This window comes from Streptomyces sp. IMTB 2501 (genome assembly GCF_001953885.1).
Taxonomy (GTDB): domain Bacteria; phylum Actinomycetota; class Actinomycetes; order Streptomycetales; family Streptomycetaceae; genus Streptomyces.
Genome location: NZ_MQUS01000024.1, coordinates 33,048 through 59,259 on the forward strand (window position 1 = coordinate 33,048; position 26,212 = coordinate 59,259).

At 70.8% G+C, this 26,212-nt stretch carries 28 protein-coding genes; 17 read left to right on the plus strand and 11 right to left on the minus strand.

The window, feature by feature from the left end; genetic code table 11:
* Position 1: 1 nt before the first annotated feature.
* The 5 genes from AV521_RS32840 to AV521_RS32860 all read right to left on the minus strand — a co-directional run bounded on the left by AV521_RS32840 (position 2) and on the right by AV521_RS32860 (position 4,863).
* Positions 2 to 1,408 carry a condensation domain-containing protein gene (locus AV521_RS32840; RefSeq protein WP_076093617.1) on the minus strand — a complete coding sequence of 469 codons (1,407 nt, stop codon included), beginning with the start codon at positions 1,406 to 1,408 and terminating at the stop codon, positions 2 to 4.
* Positions 1,409 to 1,567: 159 nt separating this feature from the next.
* Positions 1,568 to 2,545: an isopenicillin N synthase family oxygenase gene (locus tag AV521_RS32845; RefSeq protein WP_076093619.1), complete on the minus strand. Its 978-nt coding sequence runs from the start codon at positions 2,543 to 2,545 to the stop codon at positions 1,568 to 1,570.
* On the minus strand, positions 2,526 to 2,975 hold the full coding sequence (locus AV521_RS32850) for a nucleoside deaminase (protein ID WP_076093621.1): 450 nt from the start codon (positions 2,973 to 2,975) through the stop codon (positions 2,526 to 2,528). Before AV521_RS32850 ends, AV521_RS32845 begins: the two co-directional genes overlap by 20 nt.
* 150 nt (positions 2,976 to 3,125) lie before the next feature.
* Positions 3,126 to 4,136, minus strand: a complete 1,011-nt coding sequence (locus AV521_RS32855) for a 2-dehydropantoate 2-reductase (RefSeq protein ID WP_076093623.1) — start codon at positions 4,134 to 4,136, stop codon at positions 3,126 to 3,128.
* A gap of 133 nt (positions 4,137 to 4,269) precedes the next feature.
* Entirely contained in the window at positions 4,270 to 4,863 is a 594-nt protein-coding gene (locus tag AV521_RS32860) for a TetR/AcrR family transcriptional regulator (protein ID WP_076093624.1), read from the minus strand.
* Positions 4,864 to 4,950: 87 nt separating this feature from the next.
* On the opposite strand from AV521_RS32860, the gene AV521_RS32865 reads away from it, so the two are divergent.
* Both AV521_RS32865 and AV521_RS32870 read left to right on the plus strand, forming a co-directional pair.
* Positions 4,951 to 5,538, plus strand: coding sequence for a hypothetical protein (locus AV521_RS32865; protein ID WP_076093626.1), 588 nt, complete (start codon positions 4,951 to 4,953; stop codon positions 5,536 to 5,538).
* A gap of 21 nt (positions 5,539 to 5,559) precedes the next feature.
* Positions 5,560 to 7,455, plus strand: a complete 1,896-nt coding sequence (locus tag AV521_RS32870; protein ID WP_076093628.1) for a serine/threonine-protein kinase — start codon at positions 5,560 to 5,562, stop codon at positions 7,453 to 7,455.
* Here the strand turns inward: AV521_RS32870 and AV521_RS32875 are convergent, their stop codons facing one another.
* The 3 genes from AV521_RS32875 to AV521_RS32885 all read right to left on the minus strand — a co-directional run bounded on the left by AV521_RS32875 (position 7,456) and on the right by AV521_RS32885 (position 9,614).
* A complete protein-coding gene (locus tag AV521_RS32875; RefSeq protein WP_076093630.1) occupies positions 7,456 to 7,809 on the minus strand; it encodes a hypothetical protein in 354 nt (117 codons plus the stop codon).
* Positions 7,806 to 8,393, minus strand: coding sequence for a DUF6232 family protein (locus AV521_RS32880; protein WP_076093793.1), 588 nt, complete (start codon positions 8,391 to 8,393; stop codon positions 7,806 to 7,808). The genes AV521_RS32875 and AV521_RS32880 overlap by 4 nt, the downstream gene beginning before the upstream one ends.
* Positions 8,394 to 8,639: 246 nt before the next feature.
* Positions 8,640 to 9,614, minus strand: coding sequence for a zinc-binding dehydrogenase (locus AV521_RS32885; protein ID WP_076093632.1), 975 nt, complete (start codon positions 9,612 to 9,614; stop codon positions 8,640 to 8,642).
* A 207-nt stretch (positions 9,615 to 9,821) separates the two neighbouring features.
* On the opposite strand from AV521_RS32885, the gene AV521_RS32890 reads away from it, so the two are divergent.
* From AV521_RS32890 to AV521_RS32900, 3 genes are read left to right on the plus strand one after another with little or no spacing between them, the layout of a single operon-like run.
* Positions 9,822 to 11,096, plus strand: coding sequence for a hypothetical protein (locus AV521_RS32890; protein WP_256725769.1), 1,275 nt, complete (start codon positions 9,822 to 9,824; stop codon positions 11,094 to 11,096).
* 26 nt (positions 11,097 to 11,122) lie between these two features.
* On the plus strand, positions 11,123 to 12,712 hold the full coding sequence (locus AV521_RS32895) for a VWA domain-containing protein (protein ID WP_076093634.1): 1,590 nt from the start codon (positions 11,123 to 11,125) through the stop codon (positions 12,710 to 12,712).
* Positions 12,699 to 13,478 carry a hypothetical protein gene (locus tag AV521_RS32900; RefSeq protein ID WP_143658696.1) on the plus strand — a complete coding sequence of 260 codons (780 nt, stop codon included), beginning with the start codon at positions 12,699 to 12,701 and terminating at the stop codon, positions 13,476 to 13,478. Before AV521_RS32895 ends, AV521_RS32900 begins: the two co-directional genes overlap by 14 nt.
* Positions 13,479 to 13,484: 6 nt before the next feature.
* Here the strand turns inward: AV521_RS32900 and AV521_RS32905 are convergent, their stop codons facing one another.
* A complete protein-coding gene (locus tag AV521_RS32905) occupies positions 13,485 to 13,808 on the minus strand; it encodes a PLD nuclease N-terminal domain-containing protein (protein WP_076093638.1) in 324 nt (107 codons plus the stop codon).
* Positions 13,809 to 13,923: 115 nt separating this feature from the next.
* Here AV521_RS32905 and AV521_RS32910 point away from each other — a divergent pair, with 115 nt between their 5' ends.
* From AV521_RS32910 to AV521_RS32945, 8 genes are all read left to right on the plus strand, one after another.
* Positions 13,924 to 15,375, plus strand: a complete 1,452-nt coding sequence (locus tag AV521_RS32910; protein WP_076093639.1) for a menaquinone biosynthesis decarboxylase — start codon at positions 13,924 to 13,926, stop codon at positions 15,373 to 15,375.
* On the plus strand, positions 15,372 to 16,274 hold the full coding sequence (gene mqnP, locus AV521_RS32915) for a menaquinone biosynthesis prenyltransferase MqnP (protein WP_076093640.1): 903 nt from the start codon (positions 15,372 to 15,374) through the stop codon (positions 16,272 to 16,274). The genes AV521_RS32910 and mqnP overlap by 4 nt, the downstream gene beginning before the upstream one ends.
* Before the next feature lie 79 nt (positions 16,275 to 16,353).
* On the plus strand, positions 16,354 to 17,001 hold the full coding sequence (locus AV521_RS32920; RefSeq protein WP_076093643.1) for a UbiX family flavin prenyltransferase: 648 nt from the start codon (positions 16,354 to 16,356) through the stop codon (positions 16,999 to 17,001).
* A gap of 60 nt (positions 17,002 to 17,061) precedes the next feature.
* Positions 17,062 to 17,517 carry an Lrp/AsnC family transcriptional regulator gene (locus AV521_RS32925; RefSeq protein ID WP_023547541.1) on the plus strand — a complete coding sequence of 152 codons (456 nt, stop codon included), beginning with the start codon at positions 17,062 to 17,064 and terminating at the stop codon, positions 17,515 to 17,517.
* 38 nt (positions 17,518 to 17,555) lie between these two features.
* The gene (gene mqnE, locus AV521_RS32930) at positions 17,556 to 18,719 is read left to right on the plus strand and encodes an aminofutalosine synthase MqnE (protein WP_076093645.1); all 1,164 of its coding nucleotides are present in this window, start codon (positions 17,556 to 17,558) and stop codon (positions 18,717 to 18,719) included.
* Positions 18,720 to 18,765: 46 nt separating this feature from the next.
* A complete protein-coding gene (locus AV521_RS32935) occupies positions 18,766 to 19,290 on the plus strand; it encodes a GNAT family N-acetyltransferase (protein ID WP_076093647.1) in 525 nt (174 codons plus the stop codon).
* A gap of 80 nt (positions 19,291 to 19,370) precedes the next feature.
* Positions 19,371 to 19,679, plus strand: a complete 309-nt coding sequence (locus AV521_RS32940) for a DUF4229 domain-containing protein (protein WP_076093649.1) — start codon at positions 19,371 to 19,373, stop codon at positions 19,677 to 19,679.
* Between the two features lie 10 nt (positions 19,680 to 19,689).
* Positions 19,690 to 20,340, plus strand: coding sequence for a TetR/AcrR family transcriptional regulator (locus AV521_RS32945; protein WP_179023559.1), 651 nt, complete (start codon positions 19,690 to 19,692; stop codon positions 20,338 to 20,340).
* A gap of 104 nt (positions 20,341 to 20,444) precedes the next feature.
* On the opposite strand, the gene AV521_RS32950 is transcribed toward AV521_RS32945, so the two are convergent.
* Positions 20,445 to 21,266 (minus strand): MaoC family dehydratase, encoded by an 822-nt coding sequence (locus tag AV521_RS32950; protein WP_076093651.1) that lies wholly within the window; start codon positions 21,264 to 21,266, stop codon positions 20,445 to 20,447.
* A 230-nt stretch (positions 21,267 to 21,496) separates the two neighbouring features.
* Between AV521_RS32950 and AV521_RS32955 the strand changes: the two genes are divergently transcribed.
* Together AV521_RS32955 and AV521_RS32960 are read left to right on the plus strand one after the other, a co-directional pair.
* Complete coding sequence (locus AV521_RS32955) at positions 21,497 to 23,437, plus strand: long-chain fatty acid--CoA ligase (RefSeq protein WP_076093653.1); 1,941 nt, start codon at positions 21,497 to 21,499, stop codon at positions 23,435 to 23,437.
* 209 nt (positions 23,438 to 23,646) lie between these two features.
* Positions 23,647 to 24,528, plus strand: coding sequence for a LysR family transcriptional regulator (locus AV521_RS32960; protein WP_076093655.1), 882 nt, complete (start codon positions 23,647 to 23,649; stop codon positions 24,526 to 24,528).
* On the opposite strand, the gene AV521_RS32965 is transcribed toward AV521_RS32960, so the two are convergent.
* Complete coding sequence (locus tag AV521_RS32965; protein WP_179023561.1) at positions 24,479 to 24,952, minus strand: ATP-binding protein; 474 nt, start codon at positions 24,950 to 24,952, stop codon at positions 24,479 to 24,481. The two genes, AV521_RS32960 and AV521_RS32965, sit on opposite strands and share 50 nt — an antisense overlap.
* 76 nt (positions 24,953 to 25,028) lie before the next feature.
* Here AV521_RS32965 and AV521_RS32970 point away from each other — a divergent pair, with 76 nt between their 5' ends.
* Together AV521_RS32970 and AV521_RS32975 are read left to right on the plus strand one after the other, a co-directional pair.
* Positions 25,029 to 25,925 (plus strand): helix-turn-helix transcriptional regulator, encoded by an 897-nt coding sequence (locus AV521_RS32970; RefSeq protein ID WP_179023563.1) that lies wholly within the window; start codon positions 25,029 to 25,031, stop codon positions 25,923 to 25,925.
* A complete protein-coding gene (locus tag AV521_RS32975; protein WP_076093659.1) occupies positions 25,922 to 26,191 on the plus strand; it encodes a DUF397 domain-containing protein in 270 nt (89 codons plus the stop codon). Before AV521_RS32970 ends, AV521_RS32975 begins: the two co-directional genes overlap by 4 nt.
* Positions 26,192 to 26,212 lie beyond the last annotated feature (21 nt).

The window sequence follows — 26,212 nt, forward strand, 5'->3', positions numbered from 1 at the left end:
GTCAGGACACCGCCGACAGGCTGCCGTGGGCCACCGAGGCGATGCGGTCGCGCAGCCGCTCGACGTACAGCCGCAGATTCTTCGCGGCCACATCCGTGTCCGGGTACCGGCTCGCGAGCCACAGCCCCTCGTGCAGCCGGTTCACCCACACGCACACCTGATCGCCGTACGACACCCGCAGCAGCGCGTGCGCCCGCTGCTCGGCCCAGCGCTCGGCGCCGGGGACGCCCCGGGCGTCGACGTAGGAGACGATCGAGTACAGGTCAGGCGAGGTCGGCCGGAAGTCCGCGCCGAGCAGCCGGAGTACCCGGGCCAGCGGCATCCTGGCCAGCGACCGGTTGGCCTGCAGCTCGGCGCGCACGGAGCGCAGCGCGTCCGGGAAGCCCGCCGCCCGGCCGACCGGGACCTCGATGGGGGCGCCGCCCACGTACCAGCCCACCGAGTCGCTCCACCGCGACTTCACCCGGGTGTGGAACGGCACCACGGTCCGGAACACCGAGTGCCCGCCCAGCTCGTGCACGATCAGTCCGGTTGCCGCCAGCAGCCCGACCAGGCTGCCGCCGTAGGGCCTGCAGTACGCCTCGAACGCCGCCGCCTCCGCCGCGTCCGCCAGCGGCTCGCACAGCATCCGCTGCCCCGGCAGCGGGCCGTCCGGCTCCACACCGAGGTCGATGGGGAAGCCGGGCAGCCTGCCGTCGCAGCGCCGGATGAACTCGCGCCAGCGTTCCACGGTCGCGTGCCGGCCGTCGATGGCGTCCGCGTCGGCCCGCTCGATCTCGCAGAAGTCGACGTAACTGGCCGCCGGGGCGAGGGAGTCGGGCGCGGTGCCGGCGAGGCCCGCCGTGTACAGCTCGTGCACCTCGGCGGCGATCCGGGTCAGGGAGTAGGCGTCGACGTTGCTGTGGTCGAAGGCCATGTACACGCTGACGTCGTCGTCGCGTACGACCACGGTGTAGATCAGGTTCGGCCAGCGCAGCGCGTCCGCGACGGTGTCGAAACGGTCCTGGAGATGCCGGACCAGCTCGTCCGCGTCGTCGAAGTCGCCCGCCTCCTCGCGCTGCAGGGACACATCGGCGGCGTCGAGGGTGAACCGGCGCAGCTGGTCGCCCTCCCAGCGGAAGCCGCTGCGCAGCGTCTCGTGCCGTACCGTCCAGGTCGTGAGCGCCTCCTGGAGCACGTCGAGGTCGACCGGGCCCGGCAGGTCGAAGGCGGTGCCGAGCCAGGTCGGCACGAACAGCCCGTCCTCCCGGACGCACTTGGCGGTCCTGATGTGGGACTCCTGGATGTAGGCGGGGGGCCGGGAGTCCTCCGGGAGTGCCGAGGCCGCTGCCACGGTCGCCGGGCTCAGTGTCCACTCGACGAGCCGTCCCGGCCGGACCTCGCAGCGCTGGATGTCAGTGATTCGCACGCGTCTCCCATCACAGAAAAGGGACCCTGGTTGCGGGCCCCCCTCAAGGCAATGCCGTGGGACGCGGCCGGGATATGCGCGGCTGGTTCATTTCACTGGAATGGCTGGCACTTCGAACGTGTGACCGATTAACTCGCTGTGCCAGGTCAGGGATTGGCCTCAGCCGACGGAGATGGAGTCGAGCTTCTCGCGCAGATACACATGCGAGTCGACCGGCGGATACGCCACCCGGCCCACCGGCGCCGGCACGGACTCCACGAGGGTGCCGGGAGTGCACTCGCCGAAGTACACGAGTGACATCAGCTCCTCGGCGGGCGCGTCGGCCGGGGGAGGCAGCACCCGGTGCCGCCCGGACCGCCACCGGTCGCCGGTCCAGCGGGCCAGCAGATCACCGACGTTGACCGTGAACGCGGCCGGGTCGTGGGGCGCGTCCTCCCACCCGCCCGCCTCGGTGTAGATCTGCAGCCCGCCCTTGCCGGCCTGCCGGTCGAGGATGGTGACGGTGCCGAAGTCGGTGTGCGGCCCGATCCGGAACTGGCCCGGCAGCGGTTCGCCGACCACCTCGGTGCCCGGGTACCAGTTGATGTTGAAGCCGTACGTCGGATGGTCCATGTGCCGGGAGAAGAAGTCGCGTTCGAGCCCCAGCGCGCAGCCCAGCAGCGACAGCAGCTCCTTCTCCAGGGCGGCCATCCTCGCCAGGTACTCCTTGCCGAGCGCCTTGAGTCCGGGTACCTCGGCGGGCCACACGTTGGGCGCGTACCACTCCGCGTTGACGACGGGGTCGTCGAAGGGCTCGTCTGTGGCGAAGGTCAGCGACTCCTTCAGGTCGGGCGGTGTCTCGGTGCCCTCCGCGTACCCGTTGGCCTCGGCGCCGGGCCCGAGCCAGCCGCGGCCGCCGACCTTCGCGGCGTAGCGCCGCTTGACGTCGTCCGGAAGCCGGAAGAACTCCCGAGCCGCCTCCCGGACCCCGGCCCGCAGCCCGGACTCCACCCCATGCCCGGTGACCAGCAGAAACCCGGCGTTCCGCAACGCCTCGTCGACGGTACGGCCGAGCGCGGCCCGGCTCTCTTCATCGCCGTCGAGCCAGGGCCGCAGATCGATCCGGGGAACACGCGCACTACTCACCGATGTCCTCATTCCACAGCTCCGGGTTCTCCTCGACGAAGGCCCGCATCATCGCGACGCACGCGGGGTCCTCCAGCACCACGATCTCCACACCGAGCCCGGCCAGCCAGTCGTGCCCGCCGTGGAAGGTGGTGGCCTCGCCGATCACCACCCGGGAGATGCCGAACTGGCGGACCAGGCCGCTGCAGTACCAGCACGGGGAGAGCGTGGTGACCATGGTCGTGCCGCGGTACGTGCGCTGCCGTCCCGCCGCGCGGAACGCGGCTGTCTCCGCATGGGTGGAGGGGTCGTCGTCCTGGACGCGGCGATTGCGGCCGCGGCCGAGGAGGGTGCCGTCGGGGGCATACAGCGCGGCGCCGATCGGGATCCCGCCCTCGGCCAGCCCGGCACGGGCCTCATCCACGGCGGCGACGAGCCAGGCCCGGGCCTGTCGTTCATCCATGCCTTCACTGTGCTGTGCCGGGGTGCGTGGGGCAACGGGGCCGGACCGGGCGGAGGCGGCGGCCCCCGCAGTTCCCCAAGGGGCGCGGGGAACTGCGCGACCAGCCCACCACGGACCCCCACCCGGCGATGGTCGGAACCCCCAGGGCGCTCATCCGTTTCGCGTGGCTCGCAGCTCGGCGTACAGCTCAGGCCCCGGCCAAGCGCGCGGCACGCGCTCCGCCTCGTGCACCAGCGTGACGAGGCGGGCGTTCGCGGGGGCCTGAAGCGCGTGCGCCTCGGCGAGGGTGACGATCTCGCCCTGGAGGGAGTCGATCTCGGTGGGCCGGCCCCGCTGCAGGTCCTCCCACATCGAGGAGCGGGCGTGGGCGTCGATCCGCAGGGTCCCCGCCGCCACCCGGCGGAAGACGGCGTCGGGCAGCCCCAGCACATACGGCGTGACACCGGGCGCGGTGGGGCCGAGGCGGGCGGGCACGACCCCAGCGGCCCGGTAGACGGCGAGAGCCTCACGCTGGCACAGGGCGAGACAGCGCCGGTAGGCCCGCCGGCCGAGCTGGTCGCGCAGCGGCAGCCCCGAGAGGGCGTTGACCGCGTTGTTGAGGTTCAACAGCAGCTTGGCGTGCTGCACCTCGGACATGTCCGTACGGGTCTCGATGGCCAGGCGCGCCGCACGGAACGCGGCGGACAACGCGTCGTCCGGCTCGGTCATCAGCCTGCCCGGCATCCCCTGGTGCACGGTGCCCGGCTCGGACTGCACCACGTTGTACGGCACCATCCCGGCCAGCACGGTGTGCCCGGGGAGCGCGGCGCGCAGCGTGGCGGGGTTGTGCAGCCCGTTCTGGAAGCTGACCACGACAGTGCCGGGGGCGAGGTGCGCGGCGAGGTCCTTGGCGGCGGCCTCCGTGCCCGAGGTCTTCACGGTCACCAGCACATAGTCGGCGCCGGCCGCGCCCTCGGCACCGGTGGCCAGGGTCAGCCGGTTCGGCGTGAGACGGACGGGCGGCCGGACCGACGTACTGAGGGTGAGCCCCCGCTCGCGCAGCACCTGCATGCCGGCGGGCCGGCCGATGAAGGTCACCTCGTACCCGGCGGCGACGAGATGGCCGCCGAGATGACAGCCGATACTCCCGGCGCCGAGAACGGCGAAGCGGGGCTTGGTCATGGGGGACTCCTGCGGGGGAGCGAGAGGGCAGCGGGCACGGGTCAGCCTGGACCATGGGCGTGCCCGCTGACCAGGGGACGGACGCGGCCCAGGGGACGGACGCGGCCCAGGGGACGGCCGCGGCCGCGCCCGCTCATGCCGCCACCGCCCGCCAGATCCGTTCCGGCAGCAGCACCGCCGCCTGGTCGAGATCCACGTCGTCGATCCCGGACAGCCACCGGCGGGCGACCCCGATGACCGGCCCGAGGATCAGGGACTCCAGCAGCGGCGCCGGAAGCGGAGCGAGGTCGCCGGAGTCCACATACCGCCCCGCCCACTGGGCGAGCGGCGACAGCCGGGCCTCCTGCGCGTCCCGGAGCCGCTTCCCGTCGGCCATTCCCTGCCGGTCGGCGTACGAGGAGTGCAGCAGCAGCGCCGCGTCCCGGTGCTCCTGCACGAAGTCCAGATACGCCCTGACCAGGGCACGGATCCCGGTGTGTGCGGTACGGGTGTGCTCCAGCGCCCCGACCAGCTCGCCCAGCAGCCGGCCGAGCCACCGCGTGAGCAAGGCGTTCATCAGTCCGTCGACGCTGCCGAAGTGGTGATACAGGCTGCCGAGGCTGACCCCGCTCGCCTTGGTGAGCGCCGCGACCGTCAGCCCCTGCTCGCCCGACTCTGCGTACACCCGCAGGGCGGCGTCCAGGAGCTGTTCGGCGGTGGCCTCGCCACGCTTCTGCTTGGGGCTCATTCTGAAGTACTTTTCTAGAAAGATATTTTAGTTCTGTGGGCTGTTGGCCCACACTGGTTGCCTCATCCTCACATCCAGGAGCGGCTGATGTCGTCACCCGAGAACCCGGGAAACCCCGAGAAGAAGCAGGGCCTCGCCTGTCTGGGCGTGCTCGGTGTCATCGCCGTCGTCGTGTTACTCCTGGTGTTCGCCAACCGGGGTGGTGGCAGCGGCGGCTCGTCCGACGACACGGCCGCGTCACCGTCGTACCCGACCGCCACGGCGACCGGCGACCCGTACACGGGCGATCCGTACACGAACTCCCCGAGCACCAGCGACCCGTACAGCAGCACTCCGGACACGAGTGACCCGTACAGCAGCGGTCCGTACGGCACCGGCGACCCCTACGGCACCCCGAGCCCGACTCCGAGCCCCTACACCTCGGGCACCTGCCTCAACGGCACCCTGCCGGACTCCACCACCGCGCAGTCCGTCAGCGGTGTGGACGAGGTCTCCTGCTCCGCGTCCGACGCGCACTACAAGGTGATCGAGACGATTCCGCTGACCTCGGACATGAGTCGCTGCAATGACAACTCCCAGACCCAGTACGCCTTTTCCTCGCGCTACACGATCAACGGGTCGACCATCAACGAGTATGTGTACTGCCTGGTGGGCCTCGGGTCCTACGCGCGCTGAAGCAGAAGCAGGGGGAAAGAGTTGAACGGGGAACACAACGGGGTCGAGCCGCTGGAAGGGGACGATCCCCGGCGGATCGGGCCGATCCCGCTCGTCGGACGGCTCGGCGCCGGCGGCATGGGGCGGGTCTACCTCGGTGTGCACGAGGGGCGGTACGCCGCCGTCAAACAGGTCCTGCCGTCGGTCGTCGGCGAGGACAAGGACTTCGTCCGCCGCTTCGGACACGAGCTGGACAACCTCTCCCGGCTGCCCGCCGGGGCCACCGCACCGCTGCTCGCCGGGGACCGGGACGCCCGCCCGCCGTGGTTCGCCACGGCGTACGTCCCCGGGCTGACCCTGCGCGAGGCCGTCGAGGCGCACGGCGGGCCGCTGCCGGCCGAGTCGCTGTGGCTGCTGCTGCGGCAGGCGGCGCAGGGGCTGGCGGCGGTGCACGGGCTGGACATGGTGCACCGGGACGTCAAGCCGTCCAACGTCATGCTGACCCTGGACGGGATCACCCTCATCGACTTCGGGGTCGCCCGGGCCGCCGAGCAGAGCCAGCTGACCCGGACCGGCATGGTGGTCGGCACCCCGGCCTACATGTCGCCCGAACAGGCCTCCGGCGCCCGCCGGTTGACCGGCGCGGTAGACGTCTTCGCGCTCGGGTCCGTGGTGGCGTACGCCGGGTGCGGGCAGCCGCCGTTCGGTGACGAGTCGGGGCACGGGGTGCTGTACCGGATCGTGCACGAGCAGCCCGGCCTCGACGAACTGCGGTCCGTGGACGCCGAGTTGGCCGCTGTCGTCGCCTCCTGCCTGGACAAGGACCCGGAGGGCCGGCCCACCGCGGCCGAGCTGCTGGAGCTGACCGCCGGCCACGCACCGTCGTCCGGCGCCCCGCTGTGGCCCACCGTCATCACCGAACGCCTCGCCGCCCGCGCGGAGTTCGCGGCACAGGTGCCTGAGGTGGAGGACAGGACGCTTCCGGCGTCGGGCGGAACAGCCGGGCCGGAGCCCCAGGGTGCCGCCGGGCCGGAGTCCGAGCCCCAGGTCGTCGTGCGGCCCGGCGCGGGGCGGCCCGAGCGGGAGCGGCGGCGCAGGCGGCTGCTGGTGGCCGTCGTGCCGATCGTGGTCGGTGCCGGTGTGGCGACCCTCGCCTTCCAGCTGGCTCCGTACACCACCGGCACCCACCACGACGGAGCCGCCGGCACACCGGGCCCCTCCGTCTCCGCGTCGACCGGTGCCACACCCGGCGGATCCTCCGCGAGCCCCTCCGGAGAGCCGACGCCCGGCAAGAACGGCTCGGCCTCCCCGGCGAACGGGAAGAAGAAGGACGGGCAGGACGGGAAGGGCGGGACGAACGGGAAGAACGGGAAGAACGGCGACTCGAAGACGGACCCCCAGGGCACGGACGGATCCGGCACCGGGAGCACCGGGACCGCCGGGACCGGAGGGAACAGCGCGGGCGGTGGCCCGGGCTCTGGATCCGACGGCTCGGGCGGCTCCGGAACCTCCGGTGGGGCGAGCGGCTCCGGTGGCGGCAGTGGTGGCTCGTCCGGTGGGGGCAGCGGCCCCGGTTCCGGCACGTTCCGGCTGAAGAACGGTGAGAACGGCAAGTGCCTGACCCAGGTCTACGGCTCCACCGGTCTCGGCAGCTGCTCGGACTCCACGGCCCGCTGGACCTTCCGCAGCGCCGCCGGGGGCAGCGTCAAGGTCGTCAACGTCTCGACCGGCTCCTGTCTGAGCTCCAACGGCAACGGCCAGGCCGTCTTCGTCGGCGACTGCTCGCAGAGCGGCAGCAACCTCCGCTGGGCCACGGGCTCGGGTGACTCCCTGCGCACGGTCTACGACGGCGGCTGCCTCGACCTCGCCTTCGGAGGCGGTGTGGCCGAGGCGAGCTGCCAGTCGGGGGCGTCCTCGCAGAGCTGGGCCCGGACGTGACTATCCGCTGATGATCCCGGTGATCGCCCGTACGGCCTCGGCCACCGGCTGGCCGACCACTCCGACGGCGGCGGCGATCCCGGCGATCGCCCGCAGCGCCCGGTGCCGCTCCAGCGCGGGTACGGCGGCGTCGGTGCTGAGGGCGGGCAGGGACTCGTCCAGGAGCTGGGCGTCGGGCGCCGGCACCTGAGTCCGCAACTCGGCGATGAGCCGGGTCAGTTCGGCGAGCGCGGCGACCAGGGCCGGGTCCTGCTGCCCGGCTCCGGCACCGCCCTGGTTCCTGACGATGCCCTGGTTGCCCTGGCCGCCGTACATGTTCACGTTGTCGCCGTAGTAGTAGTTGTTGCCGCTCATGCGCCGATCCCCACGTTTCCGCTGCCGCCGTACATGTTGACGTTGTCGCCGAAGTAGTAGTTCTTCGGCGAGACGGTGAGGCTCTGCACCGTCACCTTGAACTCGGTGTCCGGGTGATCGATGGCGTAGGAGATCTGGCCGACGATCTGGTCCAGTTGGCGCGGGTCCTGGCTGGTGACCAGCGCGGTGGACGCACCCGAGGTCTCGATCGCGAGCACGTGGTGCGGGGAGGCGGTCAGGACGGACAGCATGTCGACGAGGAAGAAGATCTCGGCGACGACGGCCGCGCTCCAGATGAAGGTGACGTAGCCGGCGACGCCGGAGTGCTGCTCCCCTCCACCGCCCAGGGTGAGGGAGGGCACGCTGGGCAGCATCGCGATGAACCCGATGGCCAGTGTCCCGGCGGTGTACCGCAGGAACCGCAGCAGCGCCTCCTTGCGCTTGGGACGCAGGACGAAGGAGTAGACCCGGGCAATGTTGTGCAGCGGGTACACCGCCGCGCCGATCCACAGGATCCGCTTGCTGACCCGGAGATCGAGCCGCATCGGCGCCGGATGCGGCGGCGGCGCGGGAATGTCCGGCATGGGCGGTGCCGTGACGGGCGCGGCGGGCGGCGTGGTGGGTGCGGCGGTCGGCGTCGGAGGGGGTGCGGGGAGTGGATCCTGGGCCGGGTGTTCGGGTGGCTGGCCGTTCTGCATCTGCTTCTGTCCCCCAGAGGTCAGGCGATACCTCGCAACTCAGTGACGACCATTAACAACACCCCTGGTGGCGGGATGGCAAGTCGTTGTGTACGGCGAAGCGCCAGCCGAATGGGGGGACTTGATGAAGACTCAGCCGGCGACGCGCAGCAGCAGCTTGCCGGTGCTCGACCGTCCGCCCATCAGCCGGTGTGCCTCCGCCGCGTCCGCGAGGGCGAACTCGGCCGTCACCGGCAGTGTCACCGCCCCCTCGGCCGCCTTCGCGAACGCCTGCTGCGACAGCCGGCGCAGCGTGTCCGGCGCACCGGCGGCCAGGGTCAGGATGGAGAAGCCGGCGACCGAGACACCGAGCGGGGCGAGCTCCGCCTGGCCCACGCTCCACGGCTCGGCACCGCTCGCGTTGCCGAAGGAGACCAGGCGCCCGAAGACCGCCAGCGAGGCCAGTCCGGCGCGCAGTGTGTCGCCGCCGACCGGGTCCAGCACCAGGTCGACGCCCCGCCCACCGGTCGCCTCGCGCACCGGCTCCCGGAAGGCGCCGACGAACACCTCGTCATAGCCGTGACGCTTGGCGTGGGCGGCCTTCGCGGCCGAGGACACCACGCCGTACACCGCCCCGGCGTCCGCCGCCCGTGCCAGCTGCCCGACCGCCGTGCCGATGCCGCCCGCCGCGCCCTGTACGAGCACCGACTCACCGGACTGGAGCCGGCCGACGGTGTGGACGAGGGCGTACGCCGTGGGCAGGACCGCCGGCAGGGTCGCGGCGGTGCGCAGATCCAGTCCGGCGGGGACCGGGAAGACGCTCGTCGCCTCGGCCGCCACCACCTCCGCGTACGCGCCGCCCTGGGTGAGCGCCACCACCTCCTGGCCGACGGCCAGGTCCGTGACACCGGCGCCGAGCGCACGGACGCGGCCGGAGACCTCCACGCCGGGGACGTACGGCAGCGCGGGCACCCGGTAGCCGTCCTCGCGTGCCTTCAGATCGGCGAAGTTCACACCGGCGTAGGCCACGTCGATGCTCACCTGGCCGGGGCCCGGCTCCGGCGCCTCGGCCGTCACCAGCCGCAGCACCTCGGGACCGCCGTACTCCAGGAACTCCACCGCGCGCATGCCCTACCCCCGACTCCACTCAAGTGTTCAACCGAAAGCCAACACTCACCAGTGTGCGGCAGTTTCGCCGTGCCGGGGGACGGACCATCGGGTTCCGTTTTTCTCTGGCACAGCTTCACATTCCGTTCAGTCAACGTTGGTTGGTCGTTTCGTCCGGCGGCGTCCGGGGATCGGACGATCCTGTCCCCGCTGACGCAGGAGACACGGGTGGCCCCAGACAGAGCCGAGACCGACAGACCCCGTCAGAGCGGCGAGCCGCGCCTGAAGGTCGGCGCCCCCGCCGTCGTGCCCCCGCCGCGATCCCGGGCACGCCGACTGATCCCGCGCCTCGTCGCGGCCGTCACCGCCCTGTGCGCGATCGTCGTCCTCGCCCAGGGGCACGCCGGTCTGCCCTTCGAGCGGATCGTCACGATCGAGGCCAAGATGGCCTCCAAGGCCGACTACTTCGAGGACCCGGAGGTCCAGCGGCTGCTGATGCGCCACGGCTTCCGGGTGCACATCACCCGCATAGGGTCGAGGGGCATCGCCACCCAGCGCTACGACGGCTACGACGTCGTCTTCCCGTCCGGGCAGCCCGCCGCCGACCTGATCACCAGGAAACGCGCGGCCGAGGGCCACCCGACGACCACCTACCGCCCCTTCGTCAGCCCGATCGTGCTCGGCACCTACCGCGAGTACGCCGAGACGCTCCAGGACGCCGGGATCGCCACCCCGTTACCGGGCGCACCGGCCGGGCAGCAGCCCCTCTACTTCACGCTGAACATGGAGAAGTTCCTGCAGGCGACCGCCGACGGCGTCCGCTGGGACGGACTGAAGATCTCCCGGCACGGCATCCACAACGGCAACAAGGTGCTCGCCCAGACCTCCGACATCTGCGATGCCAACTCCGCCGGAACGTATCTGGGCCTCGTCTCCTACGTGTGGAACCACGACAACATCCCGCAGAGCCCGGCCGAGGCGACCCGCTTCGCCGAGCGGATAAGGCTCCTCCTCAACGACCAGGGCATGCCGTCCTCGGAGAAGAACGAGACGTACGTCTCGGCCGAGGGCAAGAGCATCGCCCCCATCGCGGTGATCTACGAGCACCAGTTCCTGGCCCACCAGATCGCCGCCCGGGCCGACACCGGGCACATCGACAGCGAACGGGTGCTGCTCTACCCGTCGGCGCGTTTCGTCACCGAGCCCCAGCTCATCGCCCTGACCCCCGCCGGCGACCGGCTCGGCGCCCTGATCACGACGGATCCGGCCCTGCAGAAGCGGGCGATGGAGCTGGGCTTCCGGGTCCGGGACGCCCAGGGCGACGAGGCCACCAGCGACGCGCTGACCCAGTTCCTGCGGGAGCGGCACATCCAGGTACCGGTCCTGTCGGCCGACGACACCAAGGCGGTACTGCCCCGGCTCGACCTGCTGGAGCAGATGATCGAGAGCGTCGCCGACTGCGCCCCGGTTTCCCAGCCGGCGACCGACGGGGGCGCGCCATGACGCCCCGCGACCGACGGGGACGCACCATGACGGCCCGCGCTCTCCCCCTGGCCCTCTGCCTGGCCCTGCTCGCCGCACTGGTCTCCTGCTCCGGTGGTGGCGGCCCGGATACCTCCCTGCACGTCCTGGCCAGCGACGAACTCACCGACATGAAGCCGCTGTTGGACCAGCTCACGAAGGACACCGGGGTCCGCCTGGACATCGACTACGAGCCGACCAACGACGCCGGCGACACCCTGCTCACCGGCCGCCACTCCTACGACCTGGCCTGGCTCTCCTCCGACCGCTACTTCCGGCTGAAGGCCAAGAAGGCCGCCCGCGGGACCCACCCGGCCGCCGTCGCGCAGAGCACCTCGATCATGCGCTCCCCGGTCGTCGTCGGCCTCACCGGGGACGTGGCCCGGCAACTGCGCGACAAGGCCCCCGGCGGCCGTCTCTCCTGGGCGGACATCGCCGACGCGGCCGCCACCGGCACCGTGCGCTTCGGCATGGCCGACCCCCGGCACAGCAACAGCGGCCTGGCCGCGCTGGTCGGTGTCGCCACCGCCGCCGCCGGCACCGGCAGCGCGCTGCGCCCCACGGACGTCAGCTGCGACCGGCTGCGCGGCTTCCGCTCCGGCCAGACCCTGACCGCCGAGAGCTCCCACGCCCTGCTGGACGCCTTCGCCGCCCGGCCGGGCCGTACCAACGCGCTGATCACCTATGAGTCCGAACTGCTCACCCTGAACGCCTCCGGCCGGCTGAAGCAGCCCCTTCAGATCGTCCACCCCGCCGACGGCATGGTCCTGTCCGACTACCCGCTGCTGCTGCTCGACCCGGCCCGCCGCGCCGCCTACGACCGCGTGGTGGCCTGGCTCACCGGGACCGGTCACCAGCGGGACATCATGCGCCGGACCCTGCGCCGCCCGGTCAGCACCGCCGTCCCCCGTGACCCCCGGCTCGCCGCCCCGCTGGACAACGCGCTGTACTTCCCGGACGACCCGGCCGTCCTCGACCGGCTTCTCGCCGACTACGGCGACCCCCGGCGGCGCGTCGCCGACCAGGTGATCTTCCTGCTCGACTTCTCCACCTCGATGCGCGGCGCCCGTACGACCGCGCTGCGCGCCGCGTTCGCCTCGCTCAGCGGCGCGGACTCCTCCGCCACGGCCAAGTTCGTCCGCTTCTACCAGGGTGAACGGCTCACCGTCGTCCGCTTCGGCGGCCGCCCGCTGGCCGAACGCACGGTCACCGTGCGCCGCCCGGCCGACCTCACCGCCCTCACGGACTTCGTCGCCGACGGCGGCTACGACGACGCGACGGCCGTCTGGTCCGCCCTGGACCACGGCTACGGCACCGCCGAGCAGACCCTGCGCGCGGACCCGGGCCGCACGGTGTCCCTCGTGCTGATGACCGACGGCGAGAACAACGCGGGCATCGACCGCGCCGCCTTCGTCAGCCGCTACCGGGCCCGCCCCGCCGAGGTCCGCGCCGTGCCCACGTACCCCGTCCACTTCGGCGAGGCCGACGCGGCCGAACTCCGCGCGGTCGCCGCGCTGACCGGCGGCCGCATGGTCGACGCCGCCGCCCCCGACTCGTCCCTGTCCACCGCGTTCAAGGAGATCCGTGGCTGTTCTTGACGGCACCTGGTGGAGCGTCTGGTGGGGCGCGATGGTGTGGTGGCTGGCCGCCTTCGCCGGTCTCCTCGTGCTGGCCGCGCTGGCGCTGCGCCGTGGCCTGGGCCGGCTCGGCAGGCCGGCCGAGGACCCCAGCTACCAGCCCCTGTACCTCGACAACGACGCGGTCATGGGCCTGTACAAGATGGGCAACTACAAGTCGGCGATGCGCAGGGAGGTCGAGGAGCGGCGGATGCGCAACGCCGGTTGCCTGGCGGCGATTCCCCTGCTGTCCCTGCTGTTCAAGGTGACCAGCGGCAGCAGCACCGAGGTGGTCGCCAAGTACGTGGAGAGCAGCGAGCCGATATCGGTGATCGGTCTGCTGCTGTCCGTCCTGCGGCGCAAGGACGCCCTGGTCGAGGTGGAGCTGGGACGGAACTCAGGGACCGTCACACCGAACCATGTGCTGAGCCGGAAGCTGGCCGGCTCCGGCGCGCCCGCCGGTGTCGCCCAGGTGGTGGTGCTCACCGAGATCGGCGAGTTCGTCATGGTCACCGGCCGGTTCGAGGCCGTGGCCGCGCAGGGGGAGACCCTGGTGATGCGGGCCCCCTACGGGGACGGGGAGTCCGCCGCGCATCTGCGGGTCGTCATGCGCGGCGACGGGCTGCGCAGACCCGACCGGAAGCTGCCCGGCGGCCAGTTCCCGGCCCACTGCCTGGGCAAGGTGACGAGCTGGGACCCCGAGGCCCGCGAGAGCGTGCTGGAGTACCCCATCGCGGTGTTCCTCTGAGCCGGGTCAGTCGCCCTTGGGATCGTCCGTGTCACGCGAGTTGGTGTCCAGGGACTTGAGGAACTCGGGGTTGTCGTCGGGGGCGACCCAGCGCGCGGGCGCGTCCCGGTGCCGTTCCGGCGTGCCGGAGCCGTCCGCGGACGCCTGCCGCACCCGGCCGGTGATCAGCCAGGCGACCGGTCCGACCAGCACCTCGCCGAAGAGCAGGATGATGACGACCCACGCCAGCTTCGGCAGATGCCGCACCTCTTCCTCGGGCGTGTTCAGACAGTCCACGAAAGCGTAGATCCACAGGGCCAGGACCAGCAGGAACGGCAGATACCTGAGCATGACGTGCGATCCCCCGACAATTGAGACGGCCTCGGTGACCGAGCCAGAGTAGCGGCGGCGGCACTTCCCAGGGGCGGCGCCGGGACAAAGCGGGCCGTCGGCGATACTTGACGGCATGGCTTACGACGATCTTCGCTCCCTGCTGAGGGCGCTGGAGCGCGAGGGCGACCTCAAGCGCATCAAGGCCGAGGTCGACCCTTTTCTGGAAGTCGGGGAGATCGTCGACCGGGTGCAGAAGTCCGGCGGCCCGGCGCTGCTCTTCGAGAACGTGAAGGGCTCGGCGATGCCCCTCGCGATGAACGTCTTCGGCACCGACCGCCGCCTGCTGAAGGCGCTGGGCCTGAAGTCGTACGGCGAGATCTCCGAGAAGATCGGCGGCCTGCTGCGGCCCGAGCTTCCGCACGGCTTCGTCGGCGTCCGCGAGGCCTTCGGGAAGCTCGGCGCGATGGCCCATGTGCCGCCGAGGAAGATCAAAGAGGCTCCGGTGCAGGAGGTCGTCCTGCACGGCGACGAGGTCGACCTGGACCGGCTCCCGGCGCTGTTCACCTGGCCCCAGGACGGCGGCTCCTTCTTCAATCTGGGGCTGACGCACACCAAGGACCCCGAGACCGGCATCCGCAACCTGGGCCTGTACCGCCTCCAGCGCCACGACAGGCGCACCATCGGCATGCACTGGCAGATCCACAAGGACAGCCGCAACCACTACCAGGTGGCGGCCCGGCGCGGAGAGCGTCTCCCGGTCGCCATCGCCTTCGGCTGCCCGCCCGCCGTCACCTACGCCTCCACCGCCCCGCTCCCCGGCGACATCGACGAGTACCTGTTCGCCGGGCTCCTCGCGGGCAAGCGGATCGAGATGGTCGACTGCAAGACGGTCCCGCTGCAGGTCCCGGCGAACGCCGAGGTCGTCCTGGAAGGCTGGCTGGAGCCGGGCGAGATGCTGCCCGAGGGCCCCTTCGGCGACCACACCGGCTTCTACACCCCGCAGGAGCCGTTCCCGGCGCTGAAGATCGACTGCGTGACGATGCGCAGGCGCCCGCTGCTCCAGTCGATCGTCGTGGGCAGGCCCCCCACGGAGGACGGCCCGCTCGGCCGCGCCACGGAACGCTTCTTCCTCCCCCTGCTCAAGATCATCGTCCCGGACATCGTGGACTACCACCTGCCCGAGGCCGGCGGCTTCCACAACTGCGCGATCGTCTCGATCGACAAAAAGTACCCGAAGCACGCGCAGAAGGTGATGCACGCGATCTGGGGGGCGCACATGATGTCCCTGACCAAGCTGATCGTGGTCGTGGACGCCGACTGCGACGTGCACGATCTGCACGAGGTCGCCTGGCGGGCCCTCGGCAACACCGACTACGCCCGCGACCTCACGGTCGTGGAAGGCCCCGTCGACCACCTGGACCACGCCTCCTACCAGCAGTTCTGGGGCGGCAAGGCGGGTATCGACGCCACGAAGAAGTGGCCGGAGGAGGGCTACACCCGGGACGGGGGCTGGCCGGACATGGTCCTGCCGGACCCGGATACGGCGGCGAAGGTCGACCGCCGCTGGAAGGAGTACGGCCTGTGAGCAGCGCCTCCGCCGCGATCCCCCAGCCGGGACGCACCAAGGCCTTCCTGCGTCTGGTGATGATCGAGCACTCGGTCTTCGCCCTGCCCTTCGCGTACATCGCCTCGCTGACGGCGATGTACGAGTGGGACAAGAACATCCACTGGGTACGGCTGCTGCTGGTCACCGTCTGCATGGTCGGCCTGCGTACGTTCGCGATGGCGGTCAACCGGATCATCGACCGCGAGATCGACGCCCGCAACCCCCGTACGGCGCACCGGGAACTGGTGACCGGCGCGATGTCGGTGCGGCACGCCTGGACGGGCGCCCTGATCGCCCTGGTGATCTTCCTGTGCGCGGCGGCCCTCCTGAACCCGCTGTGCCTGGCCCTGGCCCCGGTCGCGGTCATCCCGATGGTGGTCTACCCCTACGGCAAACGGTTCACGAACTTCCCGCAGGCGATCCTCGGTCTCGCCCAGGCGATGGGCCCGATCGGCGGCTGGCTCGCGATCTCCGGGACCTGGTCCTGGGACGCGGTGATCCTCGGCCTCGCCGTCGGCATCTGGATCGGCGGCTTCGACCTGATCTACGCCTGCCAGGACGTGGAGACCGACCGCGAGACCGGCGTCATGTCGGTCCCGGCCCGCTTCGGCATCCCGGCCGCGATCTGGGGCGCGCGGGCCTGCCACACCCTCACGACGGCCCTGTTCGTCTGGTACGGGCTGACCACCCATGCCGGCGCGTTCTTCTGGCTGGGCCTGCTGATCGTCGCGGGCGCCTTCCTCTACGAACACCGCATCGTCCGCCCCCACGACCTGTCCCGCCTCAACCGCGCCTTCTTCTCGGTCAACGGCTTCATCGGCATTGCCCTGTTCGTGTGCGCTCTGCTGGACCTGCTGGTTCGGGGTCTGAGGCTCTGAGGCGCTGTACGCCACCCGGCCTGAACAGTCCCCGACCCACCGGTACGCTCAAGGTGTGAACGCAGGAGAAACGCAACGCGTGCCTTGGATCGTGGGGGTGTCCGGTGCTTCCGGGACGCCGTATGCGGCGGCCGTGCTGCGAGCGCTGCTGGACGCGGGGGAGACGGTCGACCTGGTGGTCAGCCGGGCCTCGCGGCTGACGCTGCTGGACGAGACGGGTATCTCGTTCCGCGACGCCCACTGGCAGGAAGACCTGCGGGAATGGCTGGCCCGGGGAGCCGACGGCAAGCCCGGGACCTTCGACGTGGACCTGGACGGGGTGCGGTACTGGAGCGCGGGCGACCTCGCGGCCGGGCCGTCCTCGGGGTCGTACCCGGCGAAGGGGATGCTCATCGTGCCCGCCTCCACCGCCTGCGTGGCCGGTGTGGCGCTCGGGCTGTCCAAGGATCTGCTGCAGCGCACGGCGAGTGTCACCCTGAAGGAGCGCCGGACGCTCGTCGTGGCGGTACGGGAGACCCCCTTGAACGGCCAGACGCTGCGTCACCTCGTCGCGCTGGACGACGCCGGTGCCACCGTCGTACCGGCCTCGCCCGCCTTCTACGCGGGCGCCACCCACATCCAGGACCTGGTGGACTTCGTCGCCGGGCGGGTGCTGGACGCGGCGGGCGTCGAGCACGGCCTGTACCGGCGGTGGCGGGGCGAGCTGGGTGGCGGATCAGCCGGCTAGCAGGGCACAGCGCAGTACCTCTCATCACTCCGGAACTCTTCAGCGGAAGGCTTCGATCGCATGGACGCGGTGGACAGGCAGCTCATCCAGGCCCTGAGGGAGAACGGCCGGGCCTCGTACGCGGAGCTGGGGCGCCTCGTCGGCCTGTCGGGCCCCAGCGTCACCGACCGCATCAACCGGCTGGAGGCGGCCGGTGTCATCACCGGATACCGCGCGACGGTGAACGCGGCCTCGCTCGGCCTCGGCGTCACGGCGCTGATCGGCATCTCGCTCTCCGACGCCGCCGACCACGAGGACGTCGCCCAGCGGCTGCGGGACCTCCCGGAGATCGAGGACTGCTGGTTCATCGCCGGCGACGACTCCTACATGCTCAAGGCGCGGGCGGCGGACGTGGACGGGCTGGAGCGGATCATCCGGCGGCTGTCCGGCACCAAGGGGGTCTCCCGGACGCGCACCACCATCGTGCTGTCCACGAAGTGGGAGAACCGGGTCGGGGAGCTGCCCGAAGAGGTCTAGGGATACCGTTGGTCGGGCTGTCGTAGAAAGGTGTAGGCATGGACGTCGGGCTCAAGCGCGAGCTGGAGGAGAAGGTCCGCTCCGGGGAGCGGCTGACCCGCGAGGACGGCATCGCGCTGTACGAGTCGGACGACCTGGCGTGGCTCGGCGGCCTCGCGCACGAGGTGCGCACCCGTAAGAACGGTGACGTCGTGCACTTCAACGTCAACCGGCACCTGAACATGACCAACGTGTGCACGGCCTCCTGCGCCTACTGCTCCTTCCAGCGCAAGCCGGGGGAGAAGGACGCGTACACGATGCGCATCGAGGAGGCCGTCAAGCTCGCCAAGGCGATGGAGTCGGAGAACCTCACCGAGCTGCACATCGTCAACGGCCTGCACCCGAACCTGCCGTGGCGGTACTACCCGCGCTCCCTGCGCGAGCTGAAGGCCGCCCTTCCGAACGTGTCGTTGAAGGCCTTCACCGCCACCGAGATCCACCACTTCGAGACGATCAGCGGCCTGTCGGCGTCCGAGATCCTGGACGAACTGATCGACGCGGGCCTGGAGTCGCTCACCGGCGGCGGCGCGGAGATCTTCGACTGGGAGGTCCGGCAGCACATCGTGGACCACCGGACCCACTGGGAGGACTGGTCCCGCATCCACCGCCTGGCGCACGAGAAGGGGCTCAAGACCCCCTGCACGATGCTCTACGGCCACATCGAGGAGCCCCGCCACCGGGTCGACCACGTCCTCCGCCTCCGCGAACTCCAGGACGAGACGAACGGTTTCCAGGTCTTCATCCCGCTGCGCTACCAGCACGACTTCGTGGACATGAAGGACGGCAAGGTACGCAACACCCTTCAGGCCCGCACCCAGATGGCGACCGGCGTGGAGGCCCTGAAGACCTTCGCGGTCTCCCGGCTCCTGTTCGACAACGTCCCGCACGTGAAGGTCTTCTGGGTGATGCACGGCGTGCAGACCGCCCAGCTGGCCCTCCAGCACGGCGCGGACGACATGGACGGCTCGGTCGTCGAGTACAAGATCACGCACGACGCGGACAACTACGGCACCCCGAACAAGCTGACCCGCGATGACCTGCTGGACCTGATCCGCGACGCGGGCTTCCGCCCGGTGGAGCGCAACACCCGCTACGAGATCATCCGCGAGTACGACGGCCCCGACCCGGCGCGCAGGGACTCCCCGCAGCCGATGCGGGTCTGATTCCTCACGGGGGAGGGGCATGCGAGGTAATGGATACGATGGTCGCATGCCCCTTACCTTCACGCTGGACCCCGCCATCACCCCTGCACTGCGGGACGGCATCCTCGACCTGTGGACGGACGTCTCCAACGCGGGCGGCGCCGTGGGCTTCGTACCCCCCGTGACGCGGGAGGACGTCCGCCCGGATCTGGTGACGCACTTCGTGGCGATGGCCGAGGGCCGGCACCGGCTGCTCGTCGGGTGCGACGAGACGGGCGCGCCGGCCGCGACCGCCTTCTTCGCCTGCAACACGCACCGGCTGCAGAAGCACTGGGTGTGGCTGTACACGGTGATGGTCCACCCCCGGCACCAGGGCAAGGGATACGGCCGCGACCTGCTGGCGGCCGCCGAGGACGCCGCCCGCGGCTTCGACGGCGTCGACGCGATCCGGCTGACCTGCCGGGGCGGCACCGGCCTGGAGCGGTTCTACGGCTCCTGCGGTTACAAGGAGGTCGGCCGGATCCCCGCCGCCATCCGGGTGGCGCCCGGCGACGACCGCGACGATGTGATCATGCTGCGGCCGCTCGACTGACCCAACCCCCCTGCAAGATCCCCTCCCCGTCATGCTTCACTGGACGATGACCCTATTTGGAATCGGACGAGTGGATTGAGATGCTCCGCTACACACTGATGCGCCTCGGCATCTTCGCCGGCTGCCTCGTGGTCGTCTGGGGAGCCGTCTACTCCGGCCTCTTCCCGCGCGGTTTCGGCGACTCCAACTTCCTGTGGGTGCTGCTCCTCTCGCTGGTGCTGTCCGCGCCGATCAGCTGGGTGGTGCTGCGCGGGGAGCGGGACCGGGCCTCGGTGCAGATCGTCAACAGGGTCGACCGGATGAAGGCCAACCTGGAGGCCAACCGCAGCCAGGAGGATGTCGCCGACGACACCGCCCGGACGCAGGGCGAGGCGGCCGCGTCCAACTAGTCTTGCCCTCATGGGTGGGGCCAGGACCAAACGGATGCCGCGTGCGGTGCGCGAGCAGCAGATGCTCGACGCCGCCGTGCAGATCTTCGGCCAACGCGGCTACATGGCCGCCTCGATGGACGAGATAGCCGAACTCGCGGGCGTCTCCAAGCCGTTGGTCTACCTCTATCTGAACTCCAAGGAAGACCTCTTCACCGCCTGCATCCGGCGTGAGGCCACCGCGCTGACGGCGGCCGTCCGTGCCGGGGTGTGCACCGAGCTGCCCGTCGACCGCCAGCTGTGGGACGGCCTCCAGGCCTTCTTCGCCCACACCGCCGAGCACCCCGACGCCTGGTCCGTCCTGCACCTCCAGGCCCGCACCCACGGAGAGCCCTTCGCGGCCGAGGCCGCCGCGATGCGCACGGAGATCGTCACCTTCGTCACCCGCCTGGTCGCGGTCGCCGCCCGCGAGGCCCACCGGGATCCCGATCTGCCGGAGCACGAGGTCGCGGGCTTCGCCGAAGCCCTGGTCGGCGCGGCGGAGTCCCTCGCCACGTGGGCCAATGCGACGGAGGGCGTCACCGCCAGGCAGGCCGCGTCCACGCTGATGAACGTCACCTGGTCGGGCTTGGGAAACTTGATGAGGGGCCACCACTGGGCTCCGCCGGCGGGGGAGGACTAGCGCCGTAGGGGTGCGTCGCCCTGATCTGCAGCTTGCCTGAAGGGGCGCGGGGAGCTGCCCGAGCAACCGACCACGCACCCGCACCCCGGCAATGGCGATGTCCCCTACGGCGCCTGGCCCACCGCCTCCCCGGTCAGATGCAGTCGCCCTGCGGCATCCCGCAGTTCGAACCGGCCCTGGCCATCCGTGCCGTACCTCACCAGCCCCGGCAACAGCACCGGCGCCCGGAACTGAGCCCGAACCCCGGCGGAGCCACCGTGGGCGGCCAGGCAGCGGGCCACCGTCCACATGCCGTGTGCGATGGCCCGGGGGAAGCCGAAGAGGCGGGCGGTGAGCGGGTGCAGATGGATGGGGTTGCGGTCACCGGAGGCGGCGCCGTACCGCCGTCCGATGTCCTCGCCGAGCCGCCACTCGGCGACGACGGGCAGCGGGTCCGGCCGTTCCTCCCGGGGCGCGGCGGGTGTGCCGGTGCGATGCCGCGCGAGGTAGGTGCTCCGCGATTCCCATACGACCTCCCCGTCGGCCCGCATCCCGGTGACCACCGTGGCCTCGGTGCCACGTCGGTGCGGGGCCAGTCCCTCGATGTGCACGGCGAGTTCGTAGGTGCCGGTGGCCGGCAGGCCGGTGTGCCGGACGATGTCGACGGAGGTGTGCACCAGGCCGAGCAGCGGCAGCGGGAAGTCCCGGCCGCTCATCAGCCGCATGGCCAGCGGGAAGCCGAGGACGTGCGGATAGGTGACGGGGAGGGCGCCGTCCTCGGTGGGGAAGCCGCAGACGCGCTCGTACGCGGCCAGCCGGTCCAGGTCGACCCGCACCCCGGGCAGCACCAGCCGGTCACGCGGAAAGCCGGCCTCGGGGGAGGGCCGTTTGAACGGCGAGCGCAGCGCGCCACGGGCCAGGAGAAAGCTCAGACCGCGATCCGTCATCTCCTGCCCCCATTGCTTACTCTGGAGTAAAGTTACCGCCGGTAAGCCTACCCGACACAGGAAGTTGAATCCCCCTCATATAACCCCCGAGGCTGCACATCCCTGGCCCCGGACCACCCCCGAACCCGCACAATCCCCTCACAGTGGCCCCGTACGATCGCCTCTCTACCTGGGGTAACCCCTTTCCACCAAGGCCCACCGCAGGTGCACGCACGCCAGAGGAGCCGCCCGTGTCCACCCCCTTCCCGCACGCCCCCGTCTCCTCCGGTACCCCGGTCTCCGCCATCGACTACGACGGCCGCCCCGTCCTCGTGGAGCCCTGGGTCCAGCGGCTGGACGGTGCCGTACGGGAGGTGTCCGTACCGCCGTTCGTGCCCCCGGTCACCCATGGCTCCCTCGCCGACCTGCCGTTCGACAACGCCGAGGCGGCCCCCGACCAGGTCGTGCTCAGCCGCAGGCTCCCGGACGGCCGCTGGACGGACGTGACGGCTGCGCAGTTCGCCGAGCAAGTGCTCGCGGTGGCCAAGGGGTTGATCGCCGAGGGGCTGGTGTCGGGCGACCGTGTCGCCGTCATGGCCCGTACGACGTACGAGTGGACGCTGCTGGACTTCGCCGCCTGGGCCGCCGGCCTGGTCGCCGTGCCGGTCTACCCGACCTCCTCGGTCTTCCAGACCCGCTGGATCCTGCACGACTCCGGCGCGGTCGCCCTGATCACCGAGTCCGTCGCGCAGGCCTCCGCCATCGGCCCCGAACTCCAGCACCTGCCCGATCTGCGCCATCTGTGGGTGATGGACAAGGATCACGTGACCCGGCTGGCGGAGGCGGGCGCACAGGTGCCGGACGGTGAAGTCGCGGTACGGCGCGGCATGCTGAGCCCGGACACCCTCGCCACGCTCATCTACACCTCCGGCACCACCGGCCGCCCCAAGGGCTGCGCCCTCTCGCACGGCAACTTCCTGTCCGAGGTCGACAACGCCGTCGAGCTGCTCTACCCGGTCTTCAAGGACCGCGACGAGGAACCGTCGGTCCTCCTCTTCCTCCCCATGTCCCACGTCTTCGGCCGGATGGTGGCCATCGCCTGCGTCCGCGCCCGCGTCCGTCTCGGCCACGCGCCGAGCCTGGCCGCCGACGACCTCCTCCCGGACCTCGCCGCCTTCAAGCCGACCGCGCTGCTGACCATCCCCTACATGCTGGAGAAGGTCTACAACTCGGCCCGCGCGAACGCCGAGTCCGGCGGCCGGGTCACGGCTTTCGACCGGGCCGCGGCGGTCGCGGTCCGCTACGGCGAGGCGCTGGAGGCCCGCCAGACCGGCACCGGCAGCGGCCCGAGCCGCTCCCTGAAGACGGCCCGCAGCTTCTACGACCCCCTTGTCTTCCGCAAGATCCGGGCCGCCATGGGCGGTCGCGTCCGGTACGCCATCTGCGGCGGCTCCCCGCTCGGCCGGCGCCTCGCCGCGTTCTATGCCGGCGCCGGCATCGAGATCTTCGAGGGCTACGGCCTGACGGAGACCACCGGCGCCACGACGGTCACCCCACCGCTCAAACCCCGCCTGGGCACGGTCGGCTGGCCCCTTCCCGGCACCCGTGTCCGCATCGCGGCCGACGGCGAGATCCTGGTCGCCGGCGACCACGTACTGCGCGGCTACTGGGACCCGCAGGCCGGCGGAGTCGTCCCCGCGACCCGGGACGGCTGGCTGGCCACCGGAGACATAGGCGAGCTGGACGACGAGGGCTATCTGACGATCACCGGCCGCAAGAAGGAGTTGCTGATCACGGCGGGCGGCAAGTCGGTGGCCCCGGCCCCGCTGGAGAACTGGCTGCGCCAGCACCCGCTGATCTCCCAGGTGATGCTGGTGGGCGACGCCCGCCCCTACGTCGCGGCCCTCATCACCCTCGACCCCGACGGCATCACCCACTGGCGCCAGATGATCGGCAAGCACCCGGTGCCGAGGGAACTCCTGGTCGGCGACCCGGACTTGGAGGCCGTCCTGCAACGCGCGATCGACGAGGCCAACAAACTGGTCTCCCGCCCCGAGTCCATCCGCCGCTTCGCCGTACTCCCGGTGGACTTCACGGAGGAGGCGGGCCATCTGACGCCGTCGATGAAGCTCCGCCGTGAGGCGATCACGGGGGACTTCTCCCGCGAGGTGGAGAGCCTGTACGGGAGCTGAGGCGCTGTTCTTCTTCGAAGTGGCTCCGCACCACGATCGTGAACGGTCGGCACCCGCTCCCCGCTGATCCCGCGTCGTCCGGACTCGGCGAGACGGGGAGCGGGTTGCCGCCTGGGTCGATCGCGGCCCGCCAACGATCCTCGTACGGAGTCTGACGTTCAGTCAATCCTTGGGTTTCCTCACCAGACCCAAGTATTACCTTGGATGCCATGACCCTCGACGACCTCCGTGTGTTCGTGGCCGTGTGCCGTGCCGGCAGCCTCAGTTCCGTCGCCCGGGACCTCGGCTGCACCCAGTCCGCCGTCAGCCAGCACGTGAAACGGCTGGAGCGGGAGACCCGGGTGGCACTGCTGGAACGGCAGCCGCGAGGCGTCGTCCCGACGCAGGCCGGGCGGATCCTGGAGGCCGCCGCGGCCGAGGGCATCTCCGGCCTCGACCTCGCCGTACGGCAGCTACGCGATCTGCTCGACGGCCACAGCGGATACGTCCGCGTCGCCACCGGCGCGACCACGGTCCGGCACTTCATGTCCGACGCCGTGGTCGCCTTCCGCCGCCACCACCCCGAGGTCAACCTCGAATTCCGAACGGTCAGTTCCGGCCGCAGCAGCTTCGACGCGCTCGCCGACGGCGCCCTCGACCTCGCCTGGGTCACCATCGGCCCGCCGGTGCGCGGCATCGAGCAGCGGACGGTCGCAAAGCTGCCCTGGCTGCTGGCCGTACGCGCCGACGACCCGCTGGCCGAACGACCGGATCTCGACCCCGCCGAGCTGCGGGACGTCCGCCTCATCCGGCTCCCCCCGAACTCCACGTCCGCCGCCCATCTCGACGCGGCGTGCGACGAGTTGGGCGTGCGGTTCGCATACGACACGAGCGTCGCCGACTGGGACACGGCCCTGCTGCTGGCTGAGCTGGGGGTGGGGCGGGCGGTCGTACCGGCCGTACCGGGCCTCCCGGTGCCGGGGGAGGGCGAGCTGCGGCTCATACCGCTGCCGGGCCTGCGGCCCCTTCCCGTCGGCTGGGCCGTCCGCCGCTGGGACGCCCTCAGCCCTCCGGCACGCGCCTTCGCGGACACGGTCGCTGCCGCGCGCTGAGCGGGATTTCCGCCCAGACCGTCTTGCCTACGGCGCGCTTGGCCACGCCCCACCGTGCCGACAGCACGAATACGACGACCAGTCCGCGGCCGTTCTCGTCCTCCAACCCGCCGTCCAGGAAGCGGAGTTCACGGTCGCCCCGGGTGTCGCTCACCTCGATGCGCAAGGTGTCCCTCTCCGGCAGCAGCACCAGCTTCAGCTCGAAGTCCCGGCCGGGCACACGACCGTGGGTGACCGCGTTGGACGCCAGTTCTGCGACAAGGAGCTGCGCGGTGTGGCTGGGGTCGCTGTCGTGCGGGTAGCCCCAGGTGGCCAGCTGGGTGGAAGTGAGCCGACGGGCCAGGCGGGCGCCGCGGGGGGTGGCGCTGAGGCGTTGGACGAGTTCGGTTGTCTGAGTTGTGGGGGTGGAGATTTCCAGATTCACGTCACCGAGAGTGGTCAGTTCTCTCTACGCTGACCAGGGGAGATCCGGCGACTGAGCGTAGTCGTACGAGTGCGGTATGTCTGGTGTACGGGAGTCGGTGGTGGGTGGCGTGGCGGAAGAGACGGAGCGCAGGCCGGAGACGCCTGCGGAGCAGAACGGGGCGGTGGGGGTCTTCCTCCTCCTGGGCAAGCAACTGAAGTTGCTGCGGGAACGGGCGGGGCTGAGCCAGCCGGAGTTCGGCAAGCTGGTGGGGTACGGCCCCGACCAGATCTCCGCCATGGAGAGGGGGGTACGGACGCCAAGGCCGGAGTTCCTGGAGAAGGCGGACGACATCCTCAAGGCGGGCGGGCTGTTGAAGGCGGTCATCCCGGAGGTCGAGGAGGCGATGGCCAGGGCGCGGACGCGGCATCCAGAGTGGTACCGGGGGTATGCGGCGCTGGAGGCAAAGGCAGTCTCCTTGCACGACTACAGCACCATGTGCGTGCTCGGGCTGCTTCAGACCGAGGAGTATTCCCGGGCGGTGTTCACACAGGGGCACCCACCCCTTGACGAGGAGACCATTGAGAAGCGGGTGGCTGACCGGCTTTCACGTCAGCAGTTCTTTGAGCAGTGGCCGCCGCCCGAGTGCAGCTTCGTAGTCGAGCAGGCCGTGCTGGAGAGGCCGATTGGCGGATCGAAGGTGCACAGTGACCAGCTGCGTCAGTTGCTGAAGATCGGCCAGAGGCGGAATGTGCAGCTGCAGGTGATGCCGACGGCTCGGCACGAACACCCCTGCCTGGACAACTCGTTTACCTTGCTTATCCCGAAGGGGAAGGAGCAGCTTGCATACATGGAGTCACAGGGGTACCCCAAGCTGATCACCGACCGAGAAGAGGTCCGCGTCCTCGCCGCTCGCTATGGGATCATCCGGGCGCAGGCCCTCAACCCGCACGAGTCCCTGGACCTGATCGAGAAGATGCTGGAAGAGCTATGACCATAGAGCAGTTGACCTGGTTCAAGTCGAGCTACAGCAGCGCCGAGGGTGGGCAATGTGTCGAACTCGCCCACAACTGGCGCAAGTCCATGTACAGCACCGGCGGGGGCGGCGAATGCCTGGAGACAGCCACCCACCCCACCGCCATCCACATCCGCGACTCCAAGCGCCCCACCGCCCCCCACCTCACCCTCTCCCTCCCCACCTGGTCCGCGTTCCTCGCGTCGGTACCCGGCCGGGACCGGATCGGTAACGCCCCCTCATAGCCTGCTGTTCCACCCTCGCCG